General features: G+C 65.1%; 21 protein-coding genes and 2 pseudogenes. 5 read left to right on the top strand and 18 right to left on the bottom strand.

Annotated features, from left to right (window positions below; translation table 11 throughout):
* Nucleotides 1-75: 75 nt before the first annotated feature.
* Entirely contained in the window at nucleotides 76-1,137 is a 1,062-nt protein-coding gene (locus B3446_RS27700; protein ID WP_291387328.1) for an alpha/beta hydrolase family esterase, read from the bottom strand.
* A gap of 472 nt (nucleotides 1,138-1,609) precedes the next feature.
* Between B3446_RS27700 and trhA the strand changes: the two genes are divergently transcribed.
* Both trhA and B3446_RS27690 read left to right on the top strand, forming a co-directional pair.
* Nucleotides 1,610-2,254: a PAQR family membrane homeostasis protein TrhA gene (gene trhA / locus B3446_RS27695; RefSeq protein WP_175138118.1), complete on the top strand. Its 645-nt coding sequence runs from the start codon at nucleotides 1,610-1,612 to the stop codon at nucleotides 2,252-2,254.
* A gap of 243 nt (nucleotides 2,255-2,497) precedes the next feature.
* Nucleotides 2,498-2,896 carry a DUF4168 domain-containing protein gene (locus B3446_RS27690; RefSeq protein ID WP_291387325.1) on the top strand — a complete coding sequence of 133 codons (399 nt, stop codon included), beginning with the start codon at nucleotides 2,498-2,500 and terminating at the stop codon, nucleotides 2,894-2,896.
* A 126-nt stretch (nucleotides 2,897-3,022) separates the two neighbouring features.
* On the opposite strand, the gene B3446_RS27685 is transcribed toward B3446_RS27690, so the two are convergent.
* The 11 genes from B3446_RS27685 to B3446_RS27635 all read right to left on the bottom strand — a co-directional run bounded on the left by B3446_RS27685 (nucleotide 3,023) and on the right by B3446_RS27635 (nucleotide 11,663).
* Nucleotides 3,023-3,784 (bottom strand): ABC transporter permease, encoded by a 762-nt coding sequence (locus B3446_RS27685; protein ID WP_191575731.1) that lies wholly within the window; start codon nucleotides 3,782-3,784, stop codon nucleotides 3,023-3,025.
* A complete protein-coding gene (locus B3446_RS27680) occupies nucleotides 3,781-4,704 on the bottom strand; it encodes an ABC transporter ATP-binding protein (protein WP_291387322.1) in 924 nt (307 codons plus the stop codon). Before B3446_RS27680 ends, B3446_RS27685 begins: the two co-directional genes overlap by 4 nt.
* A 103-nt stretch (nucleotides 4,705-4,807) precedes the next feature.
* Nucleotides 4,808-5,044: a hypothetical protein gene (locus tag B3446_RS27675; RefSeq protein ID WP_291387320.1), complete on the bottom strand. Its 237-nt coding sequence runs from the start codon at nucleotides 5,042-5,044 to the stop codon at nucleotides 4,808-4,810.
* A gap of 16 nt (nucleotides 5,045-5,060) precedes the next feature.
* The gene (locus B3446_RS27670; protein WP_291387318.1) at nucleotides 5,061-5,333 is read right to left on the bottom strand and encodes a FixH family protein; all 273 of its coding nucleotides are present in this window, start codon (nucleotides 5,331-5,333) and stop codon (nucleotides 5,061-5,063) included.
* A 36-nt stretch (nucleotides 5,334-5,369) separates the two neighbouring features.
* Nucleotides 5,370-6,860, bottom strand: coding sequence for a cytochrome c oxidase accessory protein CcoG (ccoG, locus tag B3446_RS27665; RefSeq protein ID WP_175123607.1), 1,491 nt, complete (start codon nucleotides 6,858-6,860; stop codon nucleotides 5,370-5,372).
* Nucleotides 6,861-6,931: 71 nt separating this feature from the next.
* Nucleotides 6,932-7,897 carry a cytochrome-c oxidase, cbb3-type subunit III gene (gene ccoP / locus B3446_RS27660; RefSeq protein WP_175123608.1) on the bottom strand — a complete coding sequence of 322 codons (966 nt, stop codon included), beginning with the start codon at nucleotides 7,895-7,897 and terminating at the stop codon, nucleotides 6,932-6,934.
* Complete coding sequence (locus tag B3446_RS27655; protein WP_056563017.1) at nucleotides 7,894-8,070, bottom strand: cbb3-type cytochrome oxidase subunit 3; 177 nt, start codon at nucleotides 8,068-8,070, stop codon at nucleotides 7,894-7,896. Before B3446_RS27655 ends, ccoP begins: the two co-directional genes overlap by 4 nt.
* 2 nt (nucleotides 8,071-8,072) lie before the next feature.
* Entirely contained in the window at nucleotides 8,073-8,810 is a 738-nt protein-coding gene (gene ccoO, locus B3446_RS27650) for a cytochrome-c oxidase, cbb3-type subunit II (RefSeq protein WP_291387314.1), read from the bottom strand.
* Nucleotides 8,811-8,820: 10 nt separating this feature from the next.
* Nucleotides 8,821-10,308, bottom strand: a complete 1,488-nt coding sequence (ccoN, locus tag B3446_RS27645; RefSeq protein ID WP_175123610.1) for a cytochrome-c oxidase, cbb3-type subunit I — start codon at nucleotides 10,306-10,308, stop codon at nucleotides 8,821-8,823.
* Nucleotides 10,309-10,521: 213 nt separating this feature from the next.
* Nucleotides 10,522-10,683: a cbb3-type cytochrome oxidase assembly protein CcoS gene (gene ccoS, locus B3446_RS27640; protein ID WP_105239608.1), complete on the bottom strand. Its 162-nt coding sequence runs from the start codon at nucleotides 10,681-10,683 to the stop codon at nucleotides 10,522-10,524.
* Nucleotides 10,680-11,663, bottom strand: coding sequence for a hypothetical protein (locus B3446_RS27635; protein WP_291387311.1), 984 nt, complete (start codon nucleotides 11,661-11,663; stop codon nucleotides 10,680-10,682). Before B3446_RS27635 ends, ccoS begins: the two co-directional genes overlap by 4 nt.
* Before the next feature lie 333 nt (nucleotides 11,664-11,996).
* Between B3446_RS27635 and bioD the strand changes: the two are divergent.
* Nucleotides 11,997-12,653: pseudogene (gene bioD, locus B3446_RS27630) on the top strand (dethiobiotin synthase); the annotation flags it as partial.
* A 28-nt stretch (nucleotides 12,654-12,681) separates the two neighbouring features.
* Here bioD and B3446_RS27625 read toward each other — a convergent pair.
* Nucleotides 12,682-13,566 carry a LysR family transcriptional regulator gene (locus tag B3446_RS27625; protein WP_191575737.1) on the bottom strand — a complete coding sequence of 295 codons (885 nt, stop codon included), beginning with the start codon at nucleotides 13,564-13,566 and terminating at the stop codon, nucleotides 12,682-12,684.
* A gap of 107 nt (nucleotides 13,567-13,673) precedes the next feature.
* Between B3446_RS27625 and B3446_RS27620 the strand changes: the two genes are divergently transcribed.
* Nucleotides 13,674-14,738, top strand: a complete 1,065-nt coding sequence (locus B3446_RS27620; RefSeq protein WP_291387306.1) for an NAD(P)-dependent alcohol dehydrogenase — start codon at nucleotides 13,674-13,676, stop codon at nucleotides 14,736-14,738.
* A gap of 802 nt (nucleotides 14,739-15,540) precedes the next feature.
* A complete protein-coding gene (locus B3446_RS27615; protein ID WP_056319320.1) occupies nucleotides 15,541-16,047 on the top strand; it encodes an acyl-CoA thioesterase in 507 nt (168 codons plus the stop codon).
* Nucleotides 16,048-16,176: 129 nt separating this feature from the next.
* On the opposite strand, the gene B3446_RS27610 is transcribed toward B3446_RS27615, so the two are convergent.
* The 5 genes and pseudogenes from B3446_RS27610 to B3446_RS27590 form a co-directional block, all read right to left on the bottom strand.
* Complete coding sequence (locus B3446_RS27610; RefSeq protein ID WP_191576434.1) at nucleotides 16,177-17,184, bottom strand: sterol desaturase family protein; 1,008 nt, start codon at nucleotides 17,182-17,184, stop codon at nucleotides 16,177-16,179.
* Nucleotides 17,185-17,186: 2 nt separating this feature from the next.
* Nucleotides 17,187-17,987, bottom strand: coding sequence for a polysaccharide deacetylase family protein (locus B3446_RS27605; protein ID WP_291387304.1), 801 nt, complete (start codon nucleotides 17,985-17,987; stop codon nucleotides 17,187-17,189).
* Complete coding sequence (locus tag B3446_RS27600) at nucleotides 17,971-18,951, bottom strand: YncE family protein (RefSeq protein ID WP_191576432.1); 981 nt, start codon at nucleotides 18,949-18,951, stop codon at nucleotides 17,971-17,973. The genes B3446_RS27605 and B3446_RS27600 overlap by 17 nt, the downstream gene beginning before the upstream one ends.
* A gap of 195 nt (nucleotides 18,952-19,146) precedes the next feature.
* On the bottom strand, nucleotides 19,147-19,995 hold the full coding sequence (locus tag B3446_RS27595) for a DUF2950 family protein (protein ID WP_291387302.1): 849 nt from the start codon (nucleotides 19,993-19,995) through the stop codon (nucleotides 19,147-19,149).
* 23 nt (nucleotides 19,996-20,018) lie between these two features.
* Nucleotides 20,019-20,219, bottom strand: a pseudogene (locus tag B3446_RS27590) (DUF3300 domain-containing protein); the annotation flags it as partial.

Here is a 20,219-nt window from a genome sequence, read left to right as displayed (position 1 = left end):
TCCGGCGCGCCGTGGCAGCTACCCGTTGCCATTTGTCTGCCGCCTGCCAGCAGCCTGCCGAAACGTGCGTGTCTGTCATTGCGCAACGGCAATCGCGCCCGCACGCCGCTGACTCTGAAAGAAACGCCACACCAGCGCGGAGGCATCGGGACCGCTGCGGGCGTGATACCGGATCGCGGGATCCCCGCCACTCCAGGCGTGTTCAAGCCGCGTGATCTCGCACAGCCGCAGCACCGTCTTGCGGCCGCGCAGCACATCCACCCTGCGGTACGCTTTTTCGGTGCCCAATCCCAGCACGCGCTCGATCGGCAGCGCGTGCGGATCGGCGGCATTCAAGGTGCGGAACTGTTCGAACAACTGCCTGGCATTGCGCGGCGCCACGGCCGGATCAAGCTGGCCGTGCAGGATCAGCGCCGGCATGCCCAGGTCAAAGACGGCCGGGTCCGCCACGGCTTGCACCAACGGCGCCAACGGCTTGATACTGCCGCGCCGCATCGTGCTCAGGCCATTGCCCGCGTTATGCGCGTCGCCCACGACCGGCCCCGAGTGCATGGCCACCGCGGCGATCAGGCTCGGATGCCGCAACGCGACCAGCGCCGCCATCCCCGCCCCCGCCGACAGGCCGGCCACGTAGACGCGTTCGGGGTCCAGACCGTGGCGCACGACTTCCGACCGGATCAGGGCCGCGATCAGATCGGCCTCGGCCCCGCCATGATCGTCATCCGGCTGAAACCAGCGCCAGCAGCGCTGCACCTGACGCGCCAGGGATTGCTGCGGATACAGCACCATGAAATCCCCGGCGTCCGCCCACTGGTTCATCCGCGATCCTCGCGCGAAGGCCTCGGCTGTCTGCCGGCAACCGTGCAGCATCACGACCAGCGGCATGCCGGCGGCTGTTGCAGTTGCGCAAGCGGGGGTATAGCGGGCAAAGGCCAGCCGGCGGCCGGTCTTGTCCGTGAACTGGCGGGAGGCCTCCCAGCGGCCAACGCCGCGCGACGCTGCCTCGGGCGCCGCCGCCCTGCCCGCGTCCGCTGTCCCGGCCGGCCGCGCCGTCTTGACTGCACGCCCCGCCGTGGCGCTGGCGGCCGTCTTGCGCGCCGCCGTGGCGCGCTTGCGGGCCGGTTTGGGAGCCGCCATGCGCATTGCCGTGCGCTGGAGGCGGGGGATTTTTTTTGCCGCTTTGAAAAACAGACTGCTGAAACTGCGCGCCATTGTTAGGGCCTGTTCGGAAGTTCCTGTTTGCCGCGCCGCCCGGGGTGCCGGGGTTGGCAGCGCCGGACGGCGGTCGCCGCGGCTACGCCGCTCCGCAAGGCGGATGCCCGTCGTCTGATGCGCACGCGTGGATGGGCGGAGAGGACGCCCCAACCGAAAGACCAATTGCCGGATTCATGAGTGCTTCCCCTAAGAGTGTCGATCACGGCAGCGCCTGGCGCGGCCGACGTGCAAGCCCGGAGTGAAGAACGTGCGACGCCTCTATTGGGCGGTTTGTTCGCGGGACGAATGTATCACAGCGTAACGACGTTGCGATCGGTCAAGCCTGCCCGACGAGCGCCTTGAGCGCGCATGCCAAAAAGCCTAAGGTGGAAAACTTGTCATCAACAGGCTCCCCATGTTTCCCAACGACCGACCCCAGACCCTGGGCGAAGAAATCGCCAACAGCATCAGCCACGGCCTGGGCGCCGTGGGCGCGCTGGCCGGCACGCCACTCCTGATTGCCGCCGCCGTGCGCCAGGGCGATGCCGCCTTCATCGCCGGCGCCGCCGTTTTTGCTGCGTCAATGTGCCTGCTGTACCTCGCGTCCGCCATCTATCACGCCCTGCCCCGCTGCCGCGCCAAGCAGATCTTCAACGTGCTGGACCACTCGGCCATCTACCTGCTCATCGCGGGCACCTACACCCCGTTCGCGCTGGGCGCGCTGCGCGGCCCGTGGGGGTGGACCCTCTTCGGACTGGTGTGGGGCCTGGCGCTGCTGGGCGTGGGCCTGAAAGCCAGCAAGCGGCTCAACCGGCCCGCGCTATCCACCGGCCTGTATCTGGCGATGGGCTGGATCGTCGTCATCGCGGTCAAACCCTTGCTTGAACTGGTGCCGACCGGCGGCCTGTGGTGGCTGGTGGCTGGCGGCCTCGCCTACACCGGCGGTGTGGTCTTCTTTGTGTTCGACAACCGCTGGCGCTATAGCCATTTCATCTGGCATCTGTTCGTGCTGGCCGGCACCGTCTGCCATTTCTTCGCGGTGTTCTGGTACGCGGCCTAAGCCCGCAAAGACGTCCGATCCGCTTCCGAAGGACAAACCTAAGGACACATCGCGGCCAGCAGCGACTACGAAACCGCGCAAAACGTTTCGAACGCAAGGGGCCGTCGTCCCCTGGGGCTGCCCCCCCGCCGCGCGTCGGGGATCTCGTGGTCTGCCGACACAGGAAAACACATCGCGAAACTTGTCCCACGGCCGTCCGGCTGGTCATCATGGTCGGACTTTCAACCGGAACAAGGAGTTTTGATGCAGCGTTCCAAATATGCATTCCTATCCGCCGCCATTCTGACGACGGCGCTGTCCGGTGCCCCTGCCCTGGCTCAACAGGCCGCCCAGGCTCCGGCGCAGACGCAAGCTCAGCCGGGCATGGCGCCCGCCGTGCAGAAGCCGACAGATCAGCAATTGCAGAAATTCGCTTCGGCGTCGCAGAAGATCTCTGGTGTCGTTGACGAGTACCGTCCGAAGGTCGAAGCCGCCAAGACCGACGACGCCAAGCAGAAGGTCGTCAAGGAAGCGGACGAAAGGATGGTCAAGCTGGTCCGCGCGGACGGACTGTCGGTCGAGGAATTCAACGGCATCGGCCAGGCCGTGCAGCAGGATCCCCAGCTTCGTGATCGCCTGATGAAGATGCAACCGGCGCGGTAAGCCCTGGCGGACGGACACGCAGTCACGCCGCCCACGACGGCCGCCTCGTAAAGACAAGGCGCCGCATGCCCTGAACGGGACATGCGGCGCCTTTCGCAGTGTGAGAGGCCTGAGGCTGCTGTCGTGTCAGGTCTTCAGACGGTAGCCCGTCTTGAAAATCCACCGCACGCCGATCAGGCATGCAACCAGGAAGGCCAGCGTCATGCCCACGCTGACGCCGATGCTGACGTCCGCGACGCCAAAGAACGCCCAGCGGAAACCGCTGACCAGGTAGACCACCGGATTGAACAGCGTGACGGTCTGCCAGAACGGCGGCAGCATGTTGATCGAATAGAACGTGCCGCCCAGAAAGGTCAGCGGCGTGATGATCATCAACGGAATGATCTGCAGCTTTTCAAACCCGTCGGCCCAGATCCCGATGATGAAACCGAACAGGCTAAACGTCACGGCGGTCAGCACCAGGAACGACAGCATCCAGAACGGATGCGCCACGTCGAACGTCACGAACAGGCGCGCGGTGGCCAGCATGATGAGGCCCAGGATGATGGACTTGCTGGCGGCGGCCCCCACGTATCCGGCGAGGATTTCCACATAGGAGATTGGTGCGGAATGGATCTCGTAGATCGTGCCCGAAAAGCGCGGCATGTAGATGCCGAACGAGGCGTTGGCCACGCTCTGCGTCAGCAGCGACAGCATGATCATGCCGGGCACGATGAACGCGCCGTAGCTCACGCCGTCAATTTCGACCATGTGCGAACCGATGGCCGAGCCGAACACGACGAAGTAAAGAGACGTTGAAATCACCGGCGACAGCACGCTTTGCATCAGCGTGCGCCAGGCGCGGGCCATTTCAAAAAGGTAGATGGCGCGGATGGCGTAGAAGTTCATGATTGACCGTGCACCAGGCTGACAAAGATGTCCTCGAGCGAGCTTTCCGAGGTGTTCAGGTCTGCAAATTCGATCTGCAGGCGGCTCAGGTCCTGCAGCAGACGCGAAATATCGCCGCCCCGCTCGTTGTCGTAGGTATAGACGAGCTTATAGCCGTCGGGCGAAAGCTCAAGCTGGTAGGCGTCCAGCGCTGTCGGAATGCCCGGCAGCGGCGCCTTCAGCGTCAGCGCAAGCTGGCGTTTGCCCAGCTTGGCCATCAGCGCATTCTTTTCCTCGACCAGGATAATCTCGCCCTTGCGGATCACGCCGATGCGGTCCGCCATTTCCTGGGCTTCTTCGATGTAGTGCGTGGTGAGGATGATGGTGACGCCGCCTTCGCGCAGCCGTCGCACCATTTCCCACATGCCGCGCCGCAATTCGACGTCGACGCCCGCGGTGGGCTCGTCCAGGAACAGGATGGCCGGTTCGTGCGACAGCGCCTTGGCAATCATGACGCGCCGCTTCATGCCGCCGGACAGCGCCATGATGCGGCTGTCCTTCTTGTCCCACAGCGACAGATCGCGCAGGACCTTTTCGATATAGGCGGGATCGGCCGGCTTACCGAACAGGCCGCGGCTGAAGGTGACCGTGTTCCAGACGCTTTCGAAGGCATCGGTGGAGATTTCCTGCGGCACCAATCCGATCTTGGACCGGGCGGCACGGAAATCGGACACGATGTCGTGGCCGTCAGCCAGCACCGTGCCGTGGGTGGGATTCACGATGCCGCAGATGATGCTGATCAGCGTCGTCTTGCCCGCGCCGTTCGGCCCGAGCAACGCGAATATTTCGCCGCGCTGGATGTCCAGGCTGACATTCTTGAGCGCCTGGAATCCCGACGCATATTGCTTGGATAAGCCTTGTACTGAAATGACTGGCTGCACGCGAGCCCCCAACTTGACCATAGCCGGAGGATTTTACCCGTCGCGCGGCCCGCGCTTGTTCAACCTGGCGGAACGGTGTGTTTTCTTTTTGGGAACACTGGAACTAGAAGTCGTCGTCTTCTTCAACCTTGGGCATCAGGTACGCCGTCAGTGCGCTAGACAGGCCGGCCATCAACCACAAGACAAAGAACGACACCGTGTAGAAGCCCATCCTGCCGGTTGGGACGTAGCCGAATATGGCCACGTCCAGCGGGTCGATCAGAGCGAAGATCAGCGCGCTACCCGCAGCCGCCGCCATGAACGACGGCCACAGGATCCACATCAAAGATCGCAATCCCATGTATGAACTCCCACGATCAAGGTTTGGCGGCTGCGGGGCCGCCGGGCGACGGCGCCGGGCTCGCGGTCGCGCCGGACGCCGTTTGTTCAATGACCAGACCGCGTTTGACCACACCCTCCTGGATGGGCTGGCTGGCGAATTGGGTCATCGCGAAGTAGATCGTGATTAAGCAGCCGACCATGGCGGCGAACGGACCAGCCATCAGGATCCACGGCCACGGCTCGCGGTACCAGGGCTTGGCGGGATGCGCCGCGTCGGCGGCGTCAACGGTGATTTGTGCAGCATTCATGAAAATTCCTTTTGGTGACCTGGACGGACGTCAGCGCTACTCGGGCACGTAGAAACTGGCAGCTTCGTCGGTTTCAACCTGCCGGTTCTCGCCATCCTGCCCCTTCGCGCGCAGCGTGATGGGATGGGCGCCGGGCGCCGCGCCTGCCGGGGCGCGGATGACCATCGGCACCAGTTTGTTGGCGGCGGGTTCGACCTCGACCACGTCCGATCCCTGTTGGCCCGCCAGCACCGCCAGGTCGGGCATGCCTTCGGCCGTCAGGCGCAGCCGCATGGGCGCGTCGGACGTGTTGATGATCTGCAGGCGATACACGTTCTCGATCATGCCCCCTGCCACCTCGCGGCCCAGCACGCCGCGGTCGCGGATTACGTCGACGCGCAGCGGATTGCGGACCACCAGCGAGACGACGAAGGCGATCGCCAGCAACAGGATCAACGTGCCGTAGATCAGGACGCGAGGCCGCAGCAGATGCGAGCGCGCGCTTTTGGTGGACAGACCATCCAGCATGGCGCGCTCGGACGTGTAGCGGATGAGGCCTGGCTCATACTGCATCTTGTCCATCACCTGGTCACAGGCGTCGATGCAGGCGCCGCACCCGATGCACATGTACTGCAGACCGTCACGGATGTCGATGCCGGTTGGGCAGACCTGCACGCAGAGACTGCAGTCGACGCAGTCGCCCAGCCCCTTCGCCTTGTGGTCCACCTTGCGCGAGCGGCCACCACGCGGATCGCCGCGGCGCTTGTCGTAGGTGACGACGAAGGTGTCCGGGTCGACCATCACGCTCTGGAAGCGGGCGTACGGGCACATGTACTTGCACACCGATTCGCGCATGAAGCCGGCGTTGCCCCAGGTGGCGAAACCGTAGAACAGCATCCAGAACCACTGCCAGGGTCCGAGCTGCAGCGCGAAGAGTTCGTGGCCGAGTTCGCGGATGGGCGCGAAGTAGCCGATGAACGTAGAGCCGGTCCACCAGGCCAACGCGATCCACAGGAAGTGCTTGGTGAACTTCAGACGGAACTTGCGCCAGCTCCAGGGGGACTCGTCCAGCCGGATGCGCGCGATGCGGTCGCCTTCGACCTTGCGCTCGATCCACATGAAGATTTCGGTGTAGACGGTCTGGGGACAGGCGTAGCCGCAGAACAGGCGCCCGGCCACCGCGGTAAAGAGAAACAGCGCCAATGCCGAAATGACCAGCAGCACGGCAAGGTACACGACGTCCTGCGGCCACAGCACCAGGCCGAAGATGTAGAACTTGCGCGCGCCCAGATCGAACAGCACCGCTTGGCGGCCGTTCCATTCCAGCCAGGGCAAGCCGTAGAAGATGATCTGCGTGATAAAGACGAACGCGATACGCCAGCGGGCAAAGATGCCACTGACGGATCGCGGATAGATCTTGCTGCGCACCCCCGCCAACGTCTGCTCCAGGGTTTCCTGGCCAGGACGCGGCGGCCGTGTATGCGGCCGCCAGGGCGGCGGGTCACCGCCAGGCGAACTGCTGACGCTTGCGGTTGACCCATCTTCCATTTGCTGCTCCGTGCTTGTAAGTGCTTAGTGATATGGGAGGCCGCGCGGCCTCCCATTTACGTGCTGCCGGTTCACTGCTTGGCAGTGCTGGCCTCGGCCGGCGCGGCAGCGGTCTGCGTCGACGCGTCGGGCTTGTTGGACAGTCCCCAGACCCACGCAGTCAGGATCTTGATCTGCTCGGGGCTCAGGATGTGTTCGTGCGCCGGCATGCGGTTGTCGCGGCCATCAAGAATGGTCTTGACGATGCTGGCTTCCGAACTGCCGTACAGCCAGACGTCGTCCGTCAGGTTCGGCGCGCCGACAAGCTGGTTGCCCTTGCCATCGACACCGTGACAGGCGACGCAGAAGTTGGCGAATTCGCGCTTGCCGCGGAACACGCGGACCGGATCGGCGGTCAGGCCCGACAGCGAACGCACGTATTGCGCGATGTCGCCGGCCATCTTGGGATCGATCGAAGCCTTCCAGGGCGGCATGATGCCGTGGCGGCCTTCCTTGATGGTCTGCATGATGGCTTCGGGCGAACCGCCGTGCAGCCAGTCGCCGTCCGTCAGGTTGGGAAAGCTGGGCGCACCCTTGGCGTCGGAGCCGTGGCACTGCGCGCAGGTGTTCAGGAAGAGACGCTGGCCGATTTCACGGGCGCCCGGATCCTGCGCAATCTGCGGCACCGTCATGGTCTCGAAGCGCGCGTAGATGGGACGCACGGCTTCAGCCATCTTGGCCTGCTGCTGCGCCACTTCGTCGGCGCTGCTGTAGCCCAGCTTGCCCTTGTATTCGCCCAGGCCCGGCATCAGGAAGAGGTATCCCAGTGCAAAGGCGCAGGCCAGCAGGTACATCCACGTCCACCAGGTCGGGACCGGGTTGTTGAGTTCGGTCAGGTCGCCGTCCCAGACGTGGCCGGTGTCCTCGACCTGGCCACTGGCCGGCTTGGCGGTGAGCCAGCGGCGTTGCGTGTACAGCAGCCACACGCACCACACCACCCCGCCCACGGCGACGATCGAGATGAAATACCCCCAGAAGCCATTGACGAAATCGCTCATGACCGATTCGCTCCATCTTGTTGTGCCTGCCCGAATTCATCGGGCAGTGCGAACGGCAGCATGGCCGACTCGCGGTTGGCGCCCTGGCGGCCGCGCGAGCAGGCCCACCAGACGATGCCGAAAAAGGTTGCCATCGAGATGGCGGTGACGATTGCGCTCAGGTAGCCGACCATGATCAGCCTCCCGTAGCCGCTTGCGCGGCGGGTTGCACGGCCGATTGGGCAGCGGGTTGCTGAGCCTTCCTGGCCGCTTCCGCCTTGGCTTCTTCGGCCTGCTTGGCAAGCTGCGCCTTGCGCACGCCGACACCCAGCCCTTGCAGGTAGGCCACCAGCGCGTCTTCTTCCGTCTTGCCTTCGATGGCCTTGGGCGCGGCGGCGATTTCCTCGTCGGTGTAGGGCACGCCCAGGGCACGCAGGGCACGCATGCGCTGGTCAACGTTCTGGCCGGTGATGACCGTCTTTTCCAGCCACGGATAGGCGGGCATATTCGATTCCGGCACCACCTTGCGCGGATCGCGCAAGTGGATGCGGTGCCAGTCGTCGGAGTAGCGCTCGCCGACGCGCGCCAGGTCCGGACCCGTGCGCTTGGAACCCCACAGGAACGGGTGATCGAACACCGACTCGGACGCCAGCGAGTACGACCCGTAGCGCTGGACTTCAGCGGCGAGCACGCGCACCTGCTGCGAGTGGCAGCCCACGCAGCCTTCGCGGATGTAGACGTCGCGGCCCATCAGCCGCAGCGGGCTGTAGGGTTCGACGCCCGCCACGGGCTGGGTGGTGCTGTGCTGGAAGAACAGCGGGATGATTTGCACCAGGCCTGCGAAGGAGACCACCAGGATGCTGGCGATGATCATCCAGCCGATGTTCTTCTCGAGGGTCTGATGAGAAAAGAAGCCGTGATTCTTGTTGGCCATGATGTCCTCGTCAAACAGTGGCCGGCACGGCGGTCGCGGGGACCGACGGACGGGCGGCATGGGGATCGTCTTGCGGAATGGCGGGATTGACCGCGGTCGCGCCGCTCACCGTCTTCCATACGTTCCAGGCCATGACGAACACACCGCACAAGAACAGGGTTCCACCCAGCAAACGGATCAGGTAGTACGGAACGCGCGTCTTCAGTTCTTCGACGAAGCTGTAGACCAGGGTGCCGTCCGGCGCCGTGTCGCGCCACATCAGGCCTTGCTGCACGCCGGCGATCCACATGGCGGCGATGTACAGCACCACGCCGATGGTCGCGATCCAGAAGTGCAGTTCGATGGCCTTGACGCTGTACATCTTTTCGCGGCCATAGAGGCGCGGGATCAGGTAGTAGAGCGAGCCGAACGAAATCATGGCGACCCAGCCCAGCGCGCCGGAGTGCACGTGGCCGATGGTCCAGTCCGTGTAGTGCGACAGCGCGTTCACGGTGCGGATCGACATCATCGAGCCTTCGAACGTGGACATGCCGTAGAACGACAGCGCGGTGACCATGAATTTCAGGATCGGATCGGTGCGCAGCTTGTACCAGGCGCCCTGCAGGGTCATGATGCCGTTGATCATGCCGCCCCAGGAAGGCGCCAGCAGGATCAGCGAGAAGGTCATGCCCAGCGATTGGGTCCAGTCGGGCAGCGAGGTGTACAGCAGATGGTGCGGGCCCGCCCACATGTACGTGAAGGCCAGCGCCCAGAAGTGGACGATGGACAGGCGGTACGAGTAGATGGGACGGCCGGCCTGCTTGGGCACGAAGTAATACATCATGCCCAGGAAGCTGGTGGTCAGGAAGAAGCCCACCGCATTGTGGCCGTACCACCACTGCACCATGGCGTCCTGCACGCCCGCGTAGGCGGAGTAGGACTTCCACATCGACACCGGCATTTCAATGTTGTTGAAAATGTGCAGGATGGCGATGGTGAGGATGTACGAGCCGAAGAACCAGTTGGCCACGTAGATGTGCTTGGACCGGCGCTTGATGATGGTGCCGAAGAACACGATGGCGTAGGCGACCCAGACCAGCGTGATCAGGATGTCGATGGGCCATTCGAGTTCGGCGTATTCCTTGCTGCTGGTAAAGCCCATGGGCAAGGTGATGGCGGCTGCAACGATGACGACCTGCCAGCCCCAGAACGTGAAGGCGGCGAGCTTGTCGCAGAAGAGGCGCGCCTGACAGGTGCGCTGGACGACGTAGTAGGACGTCGCGAAAAGTGCGCTGCCGCCGAAGGCGAAGATCACGGCGTTGGTGTGCAGCGGGCGCAGGCGGCCGTAGCTGAGCCATGCGGTGTCGAAATTCAATTGAGGCCAAATTAGCTGAGCGGCCAGAAAAACACCGACAGCCATGCCGACAATGCCCCAGACCACGGTCATGATGGCGAACTGCCGCACGACCTTGTAGTTGAAGGTATCGGACTTGCTTGCGATTGCGGGGCAATCGTTCATCACCCATCCCCTAAAGTAACAAGAACTTCCAGGCTTCGATGATGGGACTAGTCACTCGAGGAGGCGTTGATTTGGATCAACCGGGTTGCGACGCCTTGGACATCGCTGCATAACCGCAACGCTATTAGGGGTATCGGGCCGTGAAAAGACCTGGCCGATGCGCCGCGGCGGGTTCGTGGAAGGCGCGTCGGCAGCGGTAATTTGCGTCGGCGATCAGCGGCGGCCGGCGGCGCCGCTGTCGTCGTCGCGCAGGATGGCCGTGCCGGCGCTGTCGGTGTCGTCGTACTGGCCGTTGAAGACGGCCCACCACAGCGATACGCCGATCGCCAGCACGAAAAGCAGCGACAGCGGCAGTAGCAGGTAGAGGATGGTCATGGCGCGGCTCCCAGCGCGGCGCCAGCGGCCAGACGGCCCGACCAGTCGCGGCGGCACAGGCGCCAGGAGTTGTAGGCGACGGCCAGCGACGACACCAGCATGGTGATGGCGGCAAGCCAGGGCGTGACCCAGCCCACCAGGGCCAGCGGCGTCATCAGCAGATGCCAGACGAGCGAGCCGTAAAGATTCTGCCGCGCCTTGCGCCGGGCCTCGGCAAGCAGCGCGTCAAGCGCGGCCTCGGGCATGTCGGGGTGCGCGGCCAGTGCGCTGTGCGCGGAGGCCATGGCGGTGGGCACGGCCATGGACATGGCGCACGGACAGCTCATGACCAGCAGCGCCACCATGACGGGGATGCTGTGGGCGGGATCGATGTAGGCCCAGCCCGCCGCGGCAGCCAGCGCCAGCGCGACCTGCACCATGACGAAACGCGACGCGACGCGGTCGGCGCGCGTGCCGAGCAACAGGCGCTGGTCTTCGACGCGGGCATGGCGGCGGCCGGCGGAACCCGCGCCGCCGAAGGATTGGCGGGGGCACAGTTCCAGANNGAGATAGCGCGCGGTCAGCAGGAACGCGACGAACATCGTGACCGAGTCGAAATAGACTTCGCCCCGCCCCGTATACGTGGCGTGGACGCTGGGGATGAAGGCGGCGATGATGCCAAGCGCCACCGGCACATCCATGCCGGCGCGGCCTTGCCGCAGATTGGCGCCCGCGTGGCGCCAGATGGGCCATGCCGAATACAGGACGACCGGCACGGTCAGCGCGAAGCTGGCCCAGTTCATGAGGACGATGGCCCAGTCCAGGGTTTCCAGCGCGTCGGCGGGCATGGATTCATGGCGCAGATAGCCGGGCCAGGCAAACATCATGACCTGCATCATTGCCAGCCAAGCCAGCGACAGACGCACCAGCGCATGGCGGCGTTGCTGGCGGTCGGCATCGGGCAGGCTGGCCGGGACGGCGAAAATCGATTTGGCACGCATGTTGCCGATGGTAGTCAGGCCCGTCCCCGACCGCCTTGATCTGAATCAAGACGCCAAAGACGATTTGCCACTGCCCCGCCGCTACGCTTCGGCAACATGCCGCCCGCCCATCCTCCGGCACTGATCTATGTGACGGGTGGCGCGCGGACGGGGCAACTGATAAAACGGTGCTCTGGCCGCTGCGGTTGCCCATCACGCCGCCGCAGCCCGCCTCCCCTACGCCCGCGGCACGTCCGCAGGTTCCGGCGCTGTCCGGCCGCGCTCGACCAACATGGGGCCGTGGTGATCCTTCACCGGGCTTGCAGTATGCAGAAGACATCGACGCGGCGCCCCATCGGGGTTTTTGTAACCGGCACCGATACCGGTATCGGCAAGACGCTGGTGTCGGCCATCCTCGCCCGCGCCTGGAACGCCGACTACTGGAAACCCGTGCAGACGGGTGTCGCCGAGGATCCGGGCGATACCGACACCGTGGCCCAGCTAGCCCAGTTGCCGCCCCACCGCCTGCATTTGCCTGCCTACGTCCTCCAGGCGCCGCTATCGCCATGGGCGGCCGCCACGCTGGAAGAGACCGTGGTCGATGCCACCAGTATCGTGCCGCCCCCGACACGCGCGCCGCTGATCGTGGAAGGCGCGGGCGGCCTGTACGTGCCGATCGACGATACGCACATGATGATCGACCTGATCGCGCGCCTGGGCATGCCGGTGGTGTTGGCGGCGCGCAGCGGACTGGGCACCATCAACCACACCTTGCTCAGCCTCGCGGCGCTGCAGCGGCGCGGCATTCCGGTGCTTGGCGTGGTCATGAGCGGACCGCCCTCCGCGGGCAACAAGGAAGCCATCGAACGCTTTGGCGGCGTGCGGGTGCTGGCCGAGATACCGCCGCTGCCGCGTGTGGACGCCGCCGCGGTCGACGAACTAGCCAAGGGCATTGCGCCGCTGACCGAATGTCTGGCGGCGCTGTACGGCGCCGAGGCCGAAGCGGACTAGCCGGGCCGGCGGCTTCGGGCGCGGCGCGTCACTGCCGCGCCATGTCGATGAACGCCCGCAGCGCCGATGACACACGGCGCTGGCGGGGGTAATACAGCATGAATCCGGGGATCGTCGGGCACCAGTCGTCCAGCAGACGCACCAGCTTGCCGGATGCCAACAGTCCGGCCACGTAGTTTTCCGGCACGTAACCAATGCCGATGCCGTCGGCGGCTGCCCGCACCTCGGCATGCACGTCGCTCAGGGCCAGACGCCCCGGCACGTCGAACTCCAGCACCTCGGCGTCCCGCTTGAATTCCCACTTGAAGTACCGGCCACTGGGAAAACGATAGCGGACGCATTCGTGCCTCATCAGGTCAGCCGGATGCCGTGGCGGCTCGCGGTCCCGCAGGTAATCCGGCGAGGCCACCACCACGGAGCGCAGCGCCGGGCCGATGGGCACGGCCACCATGTCCTCGGGCACCGCCTCAAGCAGACGCACACCCGCGTCGAAACCGGACTTAACGATGTCGACAAAGCTGTCGTCTTCGCCGATCTCCAGGCGGATGTCCGGGTAGGCAGCCAGGAATTGCGCCGCCATCGGCATCAGCAGCAGATACGACGCCGCGCGCGACGTGTTGATGCGCAGCGTGCCGGCGGCGGAGCCGCGAAAGTGGTTCATTTCGTCCAGCGCATCGTCCAGACCGTGCAACACCGGTTGCAGGCGCTCGGCCAGGCGATGGCCGGCTTCGGTCAGGGCGACGCTGCGTGTGGTCCGGTTGAACAGATTCACCCCGAGCCGCTCTTCCAGGTTGCGGATCGCGTAGCTGACAGCCGACGTGGACAGGCTGAGCTCTTCGCCCGCCTTACGAAAACTGCCCAAGCGGGCTACCGCGGAAAACGCGGCAAGGTGGGACAGGTTGTCGAGCGCCATGATTGTGCAAATTTATTCAATAAATCATGCCGAAATTCTAGCTTGAACTGCAAAGCAGCCCGGGACTATTGTGAACGCCTGCTCAATAAACATCCCAAGAGGCCGTCATGATCCAAGCCCAAGGCTACGCCGCCCACAGCGCCGACACCCCGCTCGTCCCGTTCAGCTTCACTCGCCGGGAACCTGGCGATGACGATGTGCTGATCGACATCCTGTATAGCGGCATCTGCCACTCCGACCTGCACCAGGCGCGCGGCGACTGGGGCAATTCCATGTACCCGATGGTGCCCGGCCACGAGATCATCGGCCGCGTCGCGCAGGTCGGCAGAAACGTGTCGAAGTTCAAGGTGGGCGATTACGCCGGCGTGGGCTGCATGGTGGACTCGTGCCGCCACTGCAAGGCATGCCAACTGAACCTCGAACAGTACTGCAAGGAAAACGCCACGCTGACCTATAACGACAAGGAACGCGGCAGCGACCAGCTGACGTTTGGGGGGTATTCCGATCGGATCGTGGTGCGCGAGCATTTTGTCGTGAAGGTGTCCGACAAGCTCGACCTGAAGGCCGTCGCGCCGCTGCTGTGCGCCGGCATCACCACGTATTCCCCGTTGCGTCACTGGAAGGTCGGCCCGGGCAAGAAGGTGGGCGTCATCGGTCTGGGCGGCCTGGGCCACATGGGCGTCAAATTTGCCCACGCGATGGGCGCTCACGTGGTGATGATCACGACGTCTGCCGACAAGGCGCGCGACGCCAAGCGTCTGGGCGCGGACGAAGTGCTGGTGTCGCGCGATGCCGACGCCATGGCGGCGCACGCCAGCACGTTCGACTTTCTGTTGAACACCGTTCCCGTCAGCCACGACGTCAATCCCTACATGGCGCTGCTGGCGCTGGACGGCACCATGGCGCTGGTGGGCGCACTGACGCCGCTGGATCCGATCCCCGGCGCCAACCTCATCATGGGCCGCAAGTCCCTGGCGGGCTCGGCAATCGGCGGTATGGAAGAGACCCAGGAAATGATGGACTTCTGCGCCGAACACAACATCGTCAGCGATGTCGAGATGGTGCCGATCCAGGCGGTCAACGAAGCCTACGAGCGGCTGGTGAAGAACGACGTGAAATACCGCTTCGTGATCGACATGGCTTCGTTGAAGGAAGAACGCGCCGCCGCGTAGGTCAACGCACACGCAAGGCAAAGCGGGGCCGGGTTCGTTACGGATGAAAACAAAAAAAAGCGGACCCGGATTCACGCCGTCAATCGGGATGGCGGCCGACCTGCGCGCCGCCGACCTACGCCGCACCTCTTAGGACAAAAGGTTGAGATTTCACTTCAACCGTTCCTCTGGCGTCATCCGTCTTACAACCTTCGTTCACATCCATCTGGCTTTTCCGGCCTTTGCTGCGGTCGCTCGTGGAATCGTGTGCGGCCGCAGCCGGGGCACTCGCGGCCTCCCGTCACGACATTGACGGCAGACGCGGCGGGCGGATAGATTTTCGCCACTTGCACCGATCGATTCAGATCGGGCAAATCAAGCAGTCCGACATTCACGCAGTCCGCTGTGCGCAGTTCGATTCGCAGGTAGCTGGACCATCGCCCGTACAAGGGCATGGGCAGGGATTTGTTTCCCGGGTTCCTTGTTTGGAGAACTGGCATGGCCACGAAAAAGCCTCGTCCGGCTGCGAAGACCAACACCGTGAAAGGCCGCGAACCTGCGGCAGGCGAACCTGCGGCAGGCGATCCCGCGGCGGGCGAACCCCCGGCAGGCGGCCCGGCAGCTGCGTCGGAAGACGCCGCAAAGACCGTTGCCCCGGCAACGTCCGAAGCGCCAGTCGCAAACAAGACCGCATCGCCGTCTGGCGCGGCAAAGCCGCAGGCAAACGCCCCCGCCAAGAAACCCTGACCGCACCAAAAATACGGCGCGATGTCAGCCGCCAGCCGCTACCATTGGCGTTTTATTCATGAATGAGCCGCCCGCCATGGACGACGCCTTTAGCCACCAATTGTCGATGACCATCCTGATGACGCCTGACATGGCGAATTTCTCAGGAAACGTACACGGCGGAACCATCCTCAAATATCTGGACCAGGTGGCGTACGCCTGTGCCAGCCGGTACGCCGGCCAATACGTCGTGACGCTGTCCGTCGACCAGGTGGTGTTCCGCGAACCGATCCACGTCGGCGAATTGGTGACGTTCCTGGCGGCCGTGAACTACACGGGCCGCACGTCGATGGAAATCGGCATCAAGGTCGTGACCGAAGACATCCGCAAGAAGCTGGTGCGCCACACCAACAGCTGCTATTTCACGATGGTGGCGGTGGACGACAAGGGCGCCCCGACCGCCGTGCCGCCGCTGGAACCGCGTACGCACGAGGAAAAGCAGCGCTTCAAGGCCGCCGGCCTGCGCCGCGAACTGCGTCAGGAAATGGAACGCCGCCACGGCGAGATCAAGCGCGAAACCACGCACGACACGCCGGGCGCCTGATCATCGCGGGGGACACGGGCACGCAGCTGCCTGCCCGTTGCCCCGCTCTAGGATCCGTTGACCGGATCCTGTCGTCCGGACCGCGCCCTGCTTACCCCCGCCCGCTGGATATCCAGGCGCGGGGGTTTTTCATGCCCGCTCGATGCCCGCCGGCGGCGCCGGCGGCACGGCGGCGGGTTCGCGGTCTCGGCCGGTCATGCGCTTGATGCCCAGCCATTGCTGCGACCAGAACCCGCGTCCGTAGTCGCGTCCGCCCAGTTCGGCCTGCTGGTCATGGATGCCGGTGGGGCCGTAGCCCACCCCAAACCGCGCGGTGCGGAACAGCACGTCCCAGATCGGGAACAGCGCGGCAAAGTTGTAGCCGCCCACCGGCCCCGGCGACGAGGCGTCGTAGGCGATGGAATGGTGATGGCGATGAAAGCGCGGGCTGACCAAGAGGCGTTCGCCCAACGCGCCGAAATGCAGCCGCAGATTCGCGTGCGAGAAGCTCTGCGCCAGCTGGGTGATGGCCACCACCATGACGAACTGCGCGGGCGGCACGCCCACCAGTTGCGACACGAACACGACCAGCACGTCGCGCAGCATGTCGTCGAGCAGGTGGTTTCGGTCGTCGCTCCAGATGGTCATCTGGCGCTGGCTGTGATGCACGGCATGCAGCGCCCACAGCCAGCCGAAACGGTGCTGCGCGCGATGGTAGAAGTAGTCCACCGCGTCGAACAGCAGCAGGTAGATGATGAGGCTGACCCATGCCTTGTCAGTCACGCCCGGCCAGTACTGATCCAGCTGGAACGGCGCAAAGCCCCACACGTGCAGCTGACCGAAGATGCTGTCCCAGAACGGGTCGATGGTAAAGAACAGCAGCAGCCGGAAGGCGCCCAGGCGGTGGATCAGCGTGTACAGCACGTCGATGCCGATCTGGCGGCGGTCGGTCATCGGTTCCACGGGACGCAGGCGCTGCAGGGGTCCCAGGACCAGCACCAGCACCGCGATCTGGATCAGCCCGACCAGCAGCCACATGGTGGCGTCGTAGGCGTCCTCGATGAAGTTGCTCAGGCCCAGGTGGAACAGCGCGGGCTGAATCGCCGTCTCGAAGAGCCATTGCTGGCTGTCCCCGAAGAGTTGGCTAAGCGTATCCATGATCAGTGATGCGTGGCGATCCAGTCGCGGTAGGCCGGATGGGTGTTCAAGGTGGCAAAACAATAGCCCTTGCGCTGCAAACCTTCAATCAGCGGTTCCAGCACGCCGGGCGCCCACGGGTCCTGGCGCGACCAGATGCCCAGGTGGGCAAGCAGGATGTCGCCGGGCTTGATGGTGCGCAGCGCCTGGTCCAGCAGCTTGGCGTTGGGGTATTTGTCGCTGGGCAGCTCGTCGCCCAGGAACCCGGCCGCCGACCAGCCCACGTGCTCGAAGCCGCAGGCCTTGGCCGCCTTCAGCAGCGCAGGCGAGGTCTTGCCGCCGGGCGCGCGGTACAGCGGCAGCATGTCCTTGCCCGTCATCTGGTGGAACCGGGTGACGGAGCGCTTGATTTCGGCGCAGTATTGCTCGGCGGTCCACTCGGCGCGCTTGCCGGCGTCGGGCCCGGCGCTGGGCTTGACGCGGAACTTGCCGCCCGGCAGGTCGCCCTGCCAGTAGACGTGGTCGTAGGTGTGCGAGGCAAAGGCGTGGCCTTCGGCGGCGCGCGCCTTCCACCAGGGCGCCCACACGTCGTCCAGGCTGGCGCCGTCGGTCAGCGTGCGCTCGTTGGCCAGAAAGAACGTGACCTTGACCTGATGGCGGGCCAGCACGTCGGCCACCAGCGGCGCGACGCCCATGTGGCCGGTGTCGAACGTCAGGTAGACAGGCTTGTCGCAGGTGGCCTGCGGGGCCGCGCCGGCCATGGAGGTGGCCAGCGCCAGGCACAGGACCGCGGACCGGGCTTTGCCCTTAGCGGGTCGGCGCATGGTTCAGCGTCCACACGCCGTGCGGCGACTTGCCGACCGGCACCTGATTGACGACCTTCTTCTGCTCCAGATCCACCACTGTCAGCTTGCGCGCCCAGCGCGAGGTGACCAGCAGCGTCTTGCCGTCGGCCAGCACGTCCATGCAGTCCGGGCCGCCGGGCACCGGGAAGGTGTCGACGACGGCCAGCGTCTGCAGGTCGATGCGGCTGATGGAGTTGGCGGTGCGGTTGCTGACGAACAGGTGGCGGTGGTCTCCCTGCGCGCGGAAGGCGTGCGCGCCCGCCGCGGTCTGGATGCGCTTGATCAGCTTGGCCGGGCCGTTGCTGACGTCATAGGCTTCCACGTACGAGTCGCCGGTCAGCGCCACCAGCAGCGTCTTCTGGTCGGGGGTCAGGAACACGTCGGCGGGCGTTTTGCCCGTGGACACCGTCCACTTGGGCGTCTGCGTGGCCAGGTCGATGGCGATGAGCTGATCGCTGTCCTGCAGCGAGACGTAGGCCGTCGTGCTGTGCTTGTCGATCATGATGTGGCTGGGCGTCTTGCCCGCCTGGATGCGCTTGACCAGCGTCAGGTCAAAGCCCTTTTCGAGCGGCTTCCAGGCATAGATGTCGATGTGGTCCAGGCGGTTGGCCGCCGTGACGAACCACTTCATGTCCGGCGAGAACTGCAGCTGGTAGGGATCGACGATGCCGGTCAGCGTGCGCTGCACTTCGCCCGTCTTGGGATCCATCAGGGTGATGGAATCGCCGGTGGCGTTGGCGATCATCAGCGACTTTTCGTCGGGCGTCAGATACAGGTGATGCGGCTCTTTGCCAGTGGGCACGCGCCGCAGTTCCTTGTAGGTGGCCGGATCGATGATGCTGACGTTGGCGTCCAGGGAATTCAGGACAAAAATCGGGGCGGAAGCCGCCGCGGCGCTAAGCGCCATCCCCACGCCGAACAGGGCGTAGCGGACAAAAGACATGGGGTTCAATTTGGAATCCGGCAAGGGGAAATCGGGCAGGCACCCGGTGCTCGCCATTTTAGGCACAGGCGCCTGACAAATGGGTCACAGGTGATGCCGGAAACGCGGCGCGGCGGCAGGCTTTGACGCCAAACATGCGCGCTTGTTGCGACCCCGCAACAAGCGCGTGAAAAGCGGCATATGGCCCCGAAAAACCTACCTGGCAAGCGCCGGCTGACCGTTCGCGTCCACCCAGTTTCCGGCGCGGATGTCGGCGTCTCGCAAGGCCGCCGCGCGGGACGCCGAGGACGGTCCCAGGTCACTCTCCAGCACGCCGCCTTCCGGCCCCACGATGAACGTGCCGATGCCCGTGTGCCCGTAACGCGCGGGCCATGCCACGATGCGGTACGCATTGCCCGCGCCGCCCGGCAGCACCTTGTATCGATAGCCGAAATACGCGTCGTCCACGGGCACGTCGGGCCCCATCGCCAGCGCGTCCGGACCAAAGGCCTGCTGCGGCGCACCGGGCACGTCGGGCCAGTACAGGCCGTCGCGCTCGCCAGCTCGGCTGACCAGCCGCGTGGCGTACCGGCCCTGGCCGACCCCTTGCGCATACCGCGTCTGCGCGGCCTGAAGTTCCTGCAGGGTTTCGATGGCGGTCAGTTCATTGCGGTCGATGGCGCGGCGCTGGATCTCTGCCTTGCCCGCCACCGGGTCGAATCGCCATCCCTGGCCGGCGCGCACCAGCGGCACCGGCAGCGTCCACCCGGAATCGCCGACCGCCACCCACGAGCGCCCGCCGTCGGCGACGATGTCGTGCTTGCGCACCCACGCCGCCAGATAGCGATAGATGTTTTCCTGATCGACGCCGCCCGGCACGAGCTGCCGGTGGTTCGGACCCAGCACGGTGCGCAGGGCGTCGACGTCATTCAAGGCCAGCGCATCGGTAAACGCCTGCGCCGCCGCCTGGGCGCTGGGATACACGGCCTGCGACATGGCGGGCGCCGCCACGCCCAGCCCAAGGACCGAAGCCAAGCACAGCGCGCGCAAACGGGCGATCGTCATAGGAAGTCCCTTGTCCATGGTGCTTATCTCCGGCCGCCGCCGCCCCGCCCGCCGCCGCCGCGATGGACGCCTGCCCCGCCGCCACGATGCGGCGCACTGGCGCCAGTGCTGCGATGCCCGCCGCCACCGCGGCTCATTTCGCCGCGCTGATTCTGCTGTCGCATGCGGTCGCCGTCGCCCGCCCCGCTCAGTGCGTTGTGGCTGTTCGACGCCCGTGCCCGGTC

Origin of the sequence: Achromobacter sp. UBA5777 (genome assembly GCF_002418565.1) — a bacterium.
GTDB lineage: Bacteria > Pseudomonadota > Gammaproteobacteria > Burkholderiales > Burkholderiaceae_B > Achromobacter > Achromobacter animicus.
This window is presented reverse-complemented; position numbering and strand designations above follow the sequence as displayed.

What these genes read in the sequence shown, in the direction of transcription:
- B3446_RS27700 (WP_291387328.1), bottom strand. Translation starts at nt 1,137, where the DNA reads ATGGCGGCTCCCAAACCGGCCCGCAAGCGCGCCACGGCGGCGCGCAAG.
- trhA (WP_175138118.1), top strand. Translation starts at nt 1,610, where the DNA reads ATGTTTCCCAACGACCGACCCCAGACCCTGGGCGAAGAAATCGCCAAC.
- B3446_RS27690 (WP_291387325.1), top strand. Translation starts at nt 2,498, where the DNA reads ATGCAGCGTTCCAAATATGCATTCCTATCCGCCGCCATTCTGACGACG.
- B3446_RS27685 (WP_191575731.1), bottom strand. Translation starts at nt 3,784, where the DNA reads ATGAACTTCTACGCCATCCGCGCCATCTACCTTTTTGAAATGGCCCGC.
- B3446_RS27675 (WP_291387320.1), bottom strand. Translation starts at nt 5,044, where the DNA reads ATGGGATTGCGATCTTTGATGTGGATCCTGTGGCCGTCGTTCATGGCG.
- B3446_RS27670 (WP_291387318.1), bottom strand. Translation starts at nt 5,333, where the DNA reads ATGAATGCTGCACAAATCACCGTTGACGCCGCCGACGCGGCGCATCCC.
- ccoG (WP_175123607.1), bottom strand. Translation starts at nt 6,860, where the DNA reads ATGGAAGATGGGTCAACCGCAAGCGTCAGCAGTTCGCCTGGCGGTGAC.
- ccoP (WP_175123608.1), bottom strand. Translation starts at nt 7,897, where the DNA reads ATGAGCGATTTCGTCAATGGCTTCTGGGGGTATTTCATCTCGATCGTC.
- B3446_RS27655 (WP_056563017.1), bottom strand. Translation starts at nt 8,070, where the DNA reads ATGGTCGGCTACCTGAGCGCAATCGTCACCGCCATCTCGATGGCAACC.
- ccoO (WP_291387314.1), bottom strand. Translation starts at nt 8,810, where the DNA reads ATGGCCAACAAGAATCACGGCTTCTTTTCTCATCAGACCCTCGAGAAG.
- ccoN (WP_175123610.1), bottom strand. Translation starts at nt 10,308, where the DNA reads ATGAACGATTGCCCCGCAATCGCAAGCAAGTCCGATACCTTCAACTAC.
- ccoS (WP_105239608.1), bottom strand. Translation starts at nt 10,683, where the DNA reads ATGACCATCCTCTACCTGCTACTGCCGCTGTCGCTGCTTTTCGTGCTG.
- B3446_RS27625 (WP_191575737.1), bottom strand. Translation starts at nt 13,566, where the DNA reads ATGGCGCTCGACAACCTGTCCCACCTTGCCGCGTTTTCCGCGGTAGCC.
- B3446_RS27620 (WP_291387306.1), top strand. Translation starts at nt 13,674, where the DNA reads ATGATCCAAGCCCAAGGCTACGCCGCCCACAGCGCCGACACCCCGCTC.
- B3446_RS27615 (WP_056319320.1), top strand. Translation starts at nt 15,541, where the DNA reads ATGGACGACGCCTTTAGCCACCAATTGTCGATGACCATCCTGATGACG.
- B3446_RS27610 (WP_191576434.1), bottom strand. Translation starts at nt 17,184, where the DNA reads ATGGATACGCTTAGCCAACTCTTCGGGGACAGCCAGCAATGGCTCTTC.
- B3446_RS27605 (WP_291387304.1), bottom strand. Translation starts at nt 17,987, where the DNA reads ATGCGCCGACCCGCTAAGGGCAAAGCCCGGTCCGCGGTCCTGTGCCTG.
- B3446_RS27600 (WP_191576432.1), bottom strand. Translation starts at nt 18,951, where the DNA reads ATGTCTTTTGTCCGCTACGCCCTGTTCGGCGTGGGGATGGCGCTTAGC.
- B3446_RS27595 (WP_291387302.1), bottom strand. Translation starts at nt 19,995, where the DNA reads ATGACGATCGCCCGTTTGCGCGCGCTGTGCTTGGCTTCGGTCCTTGGG.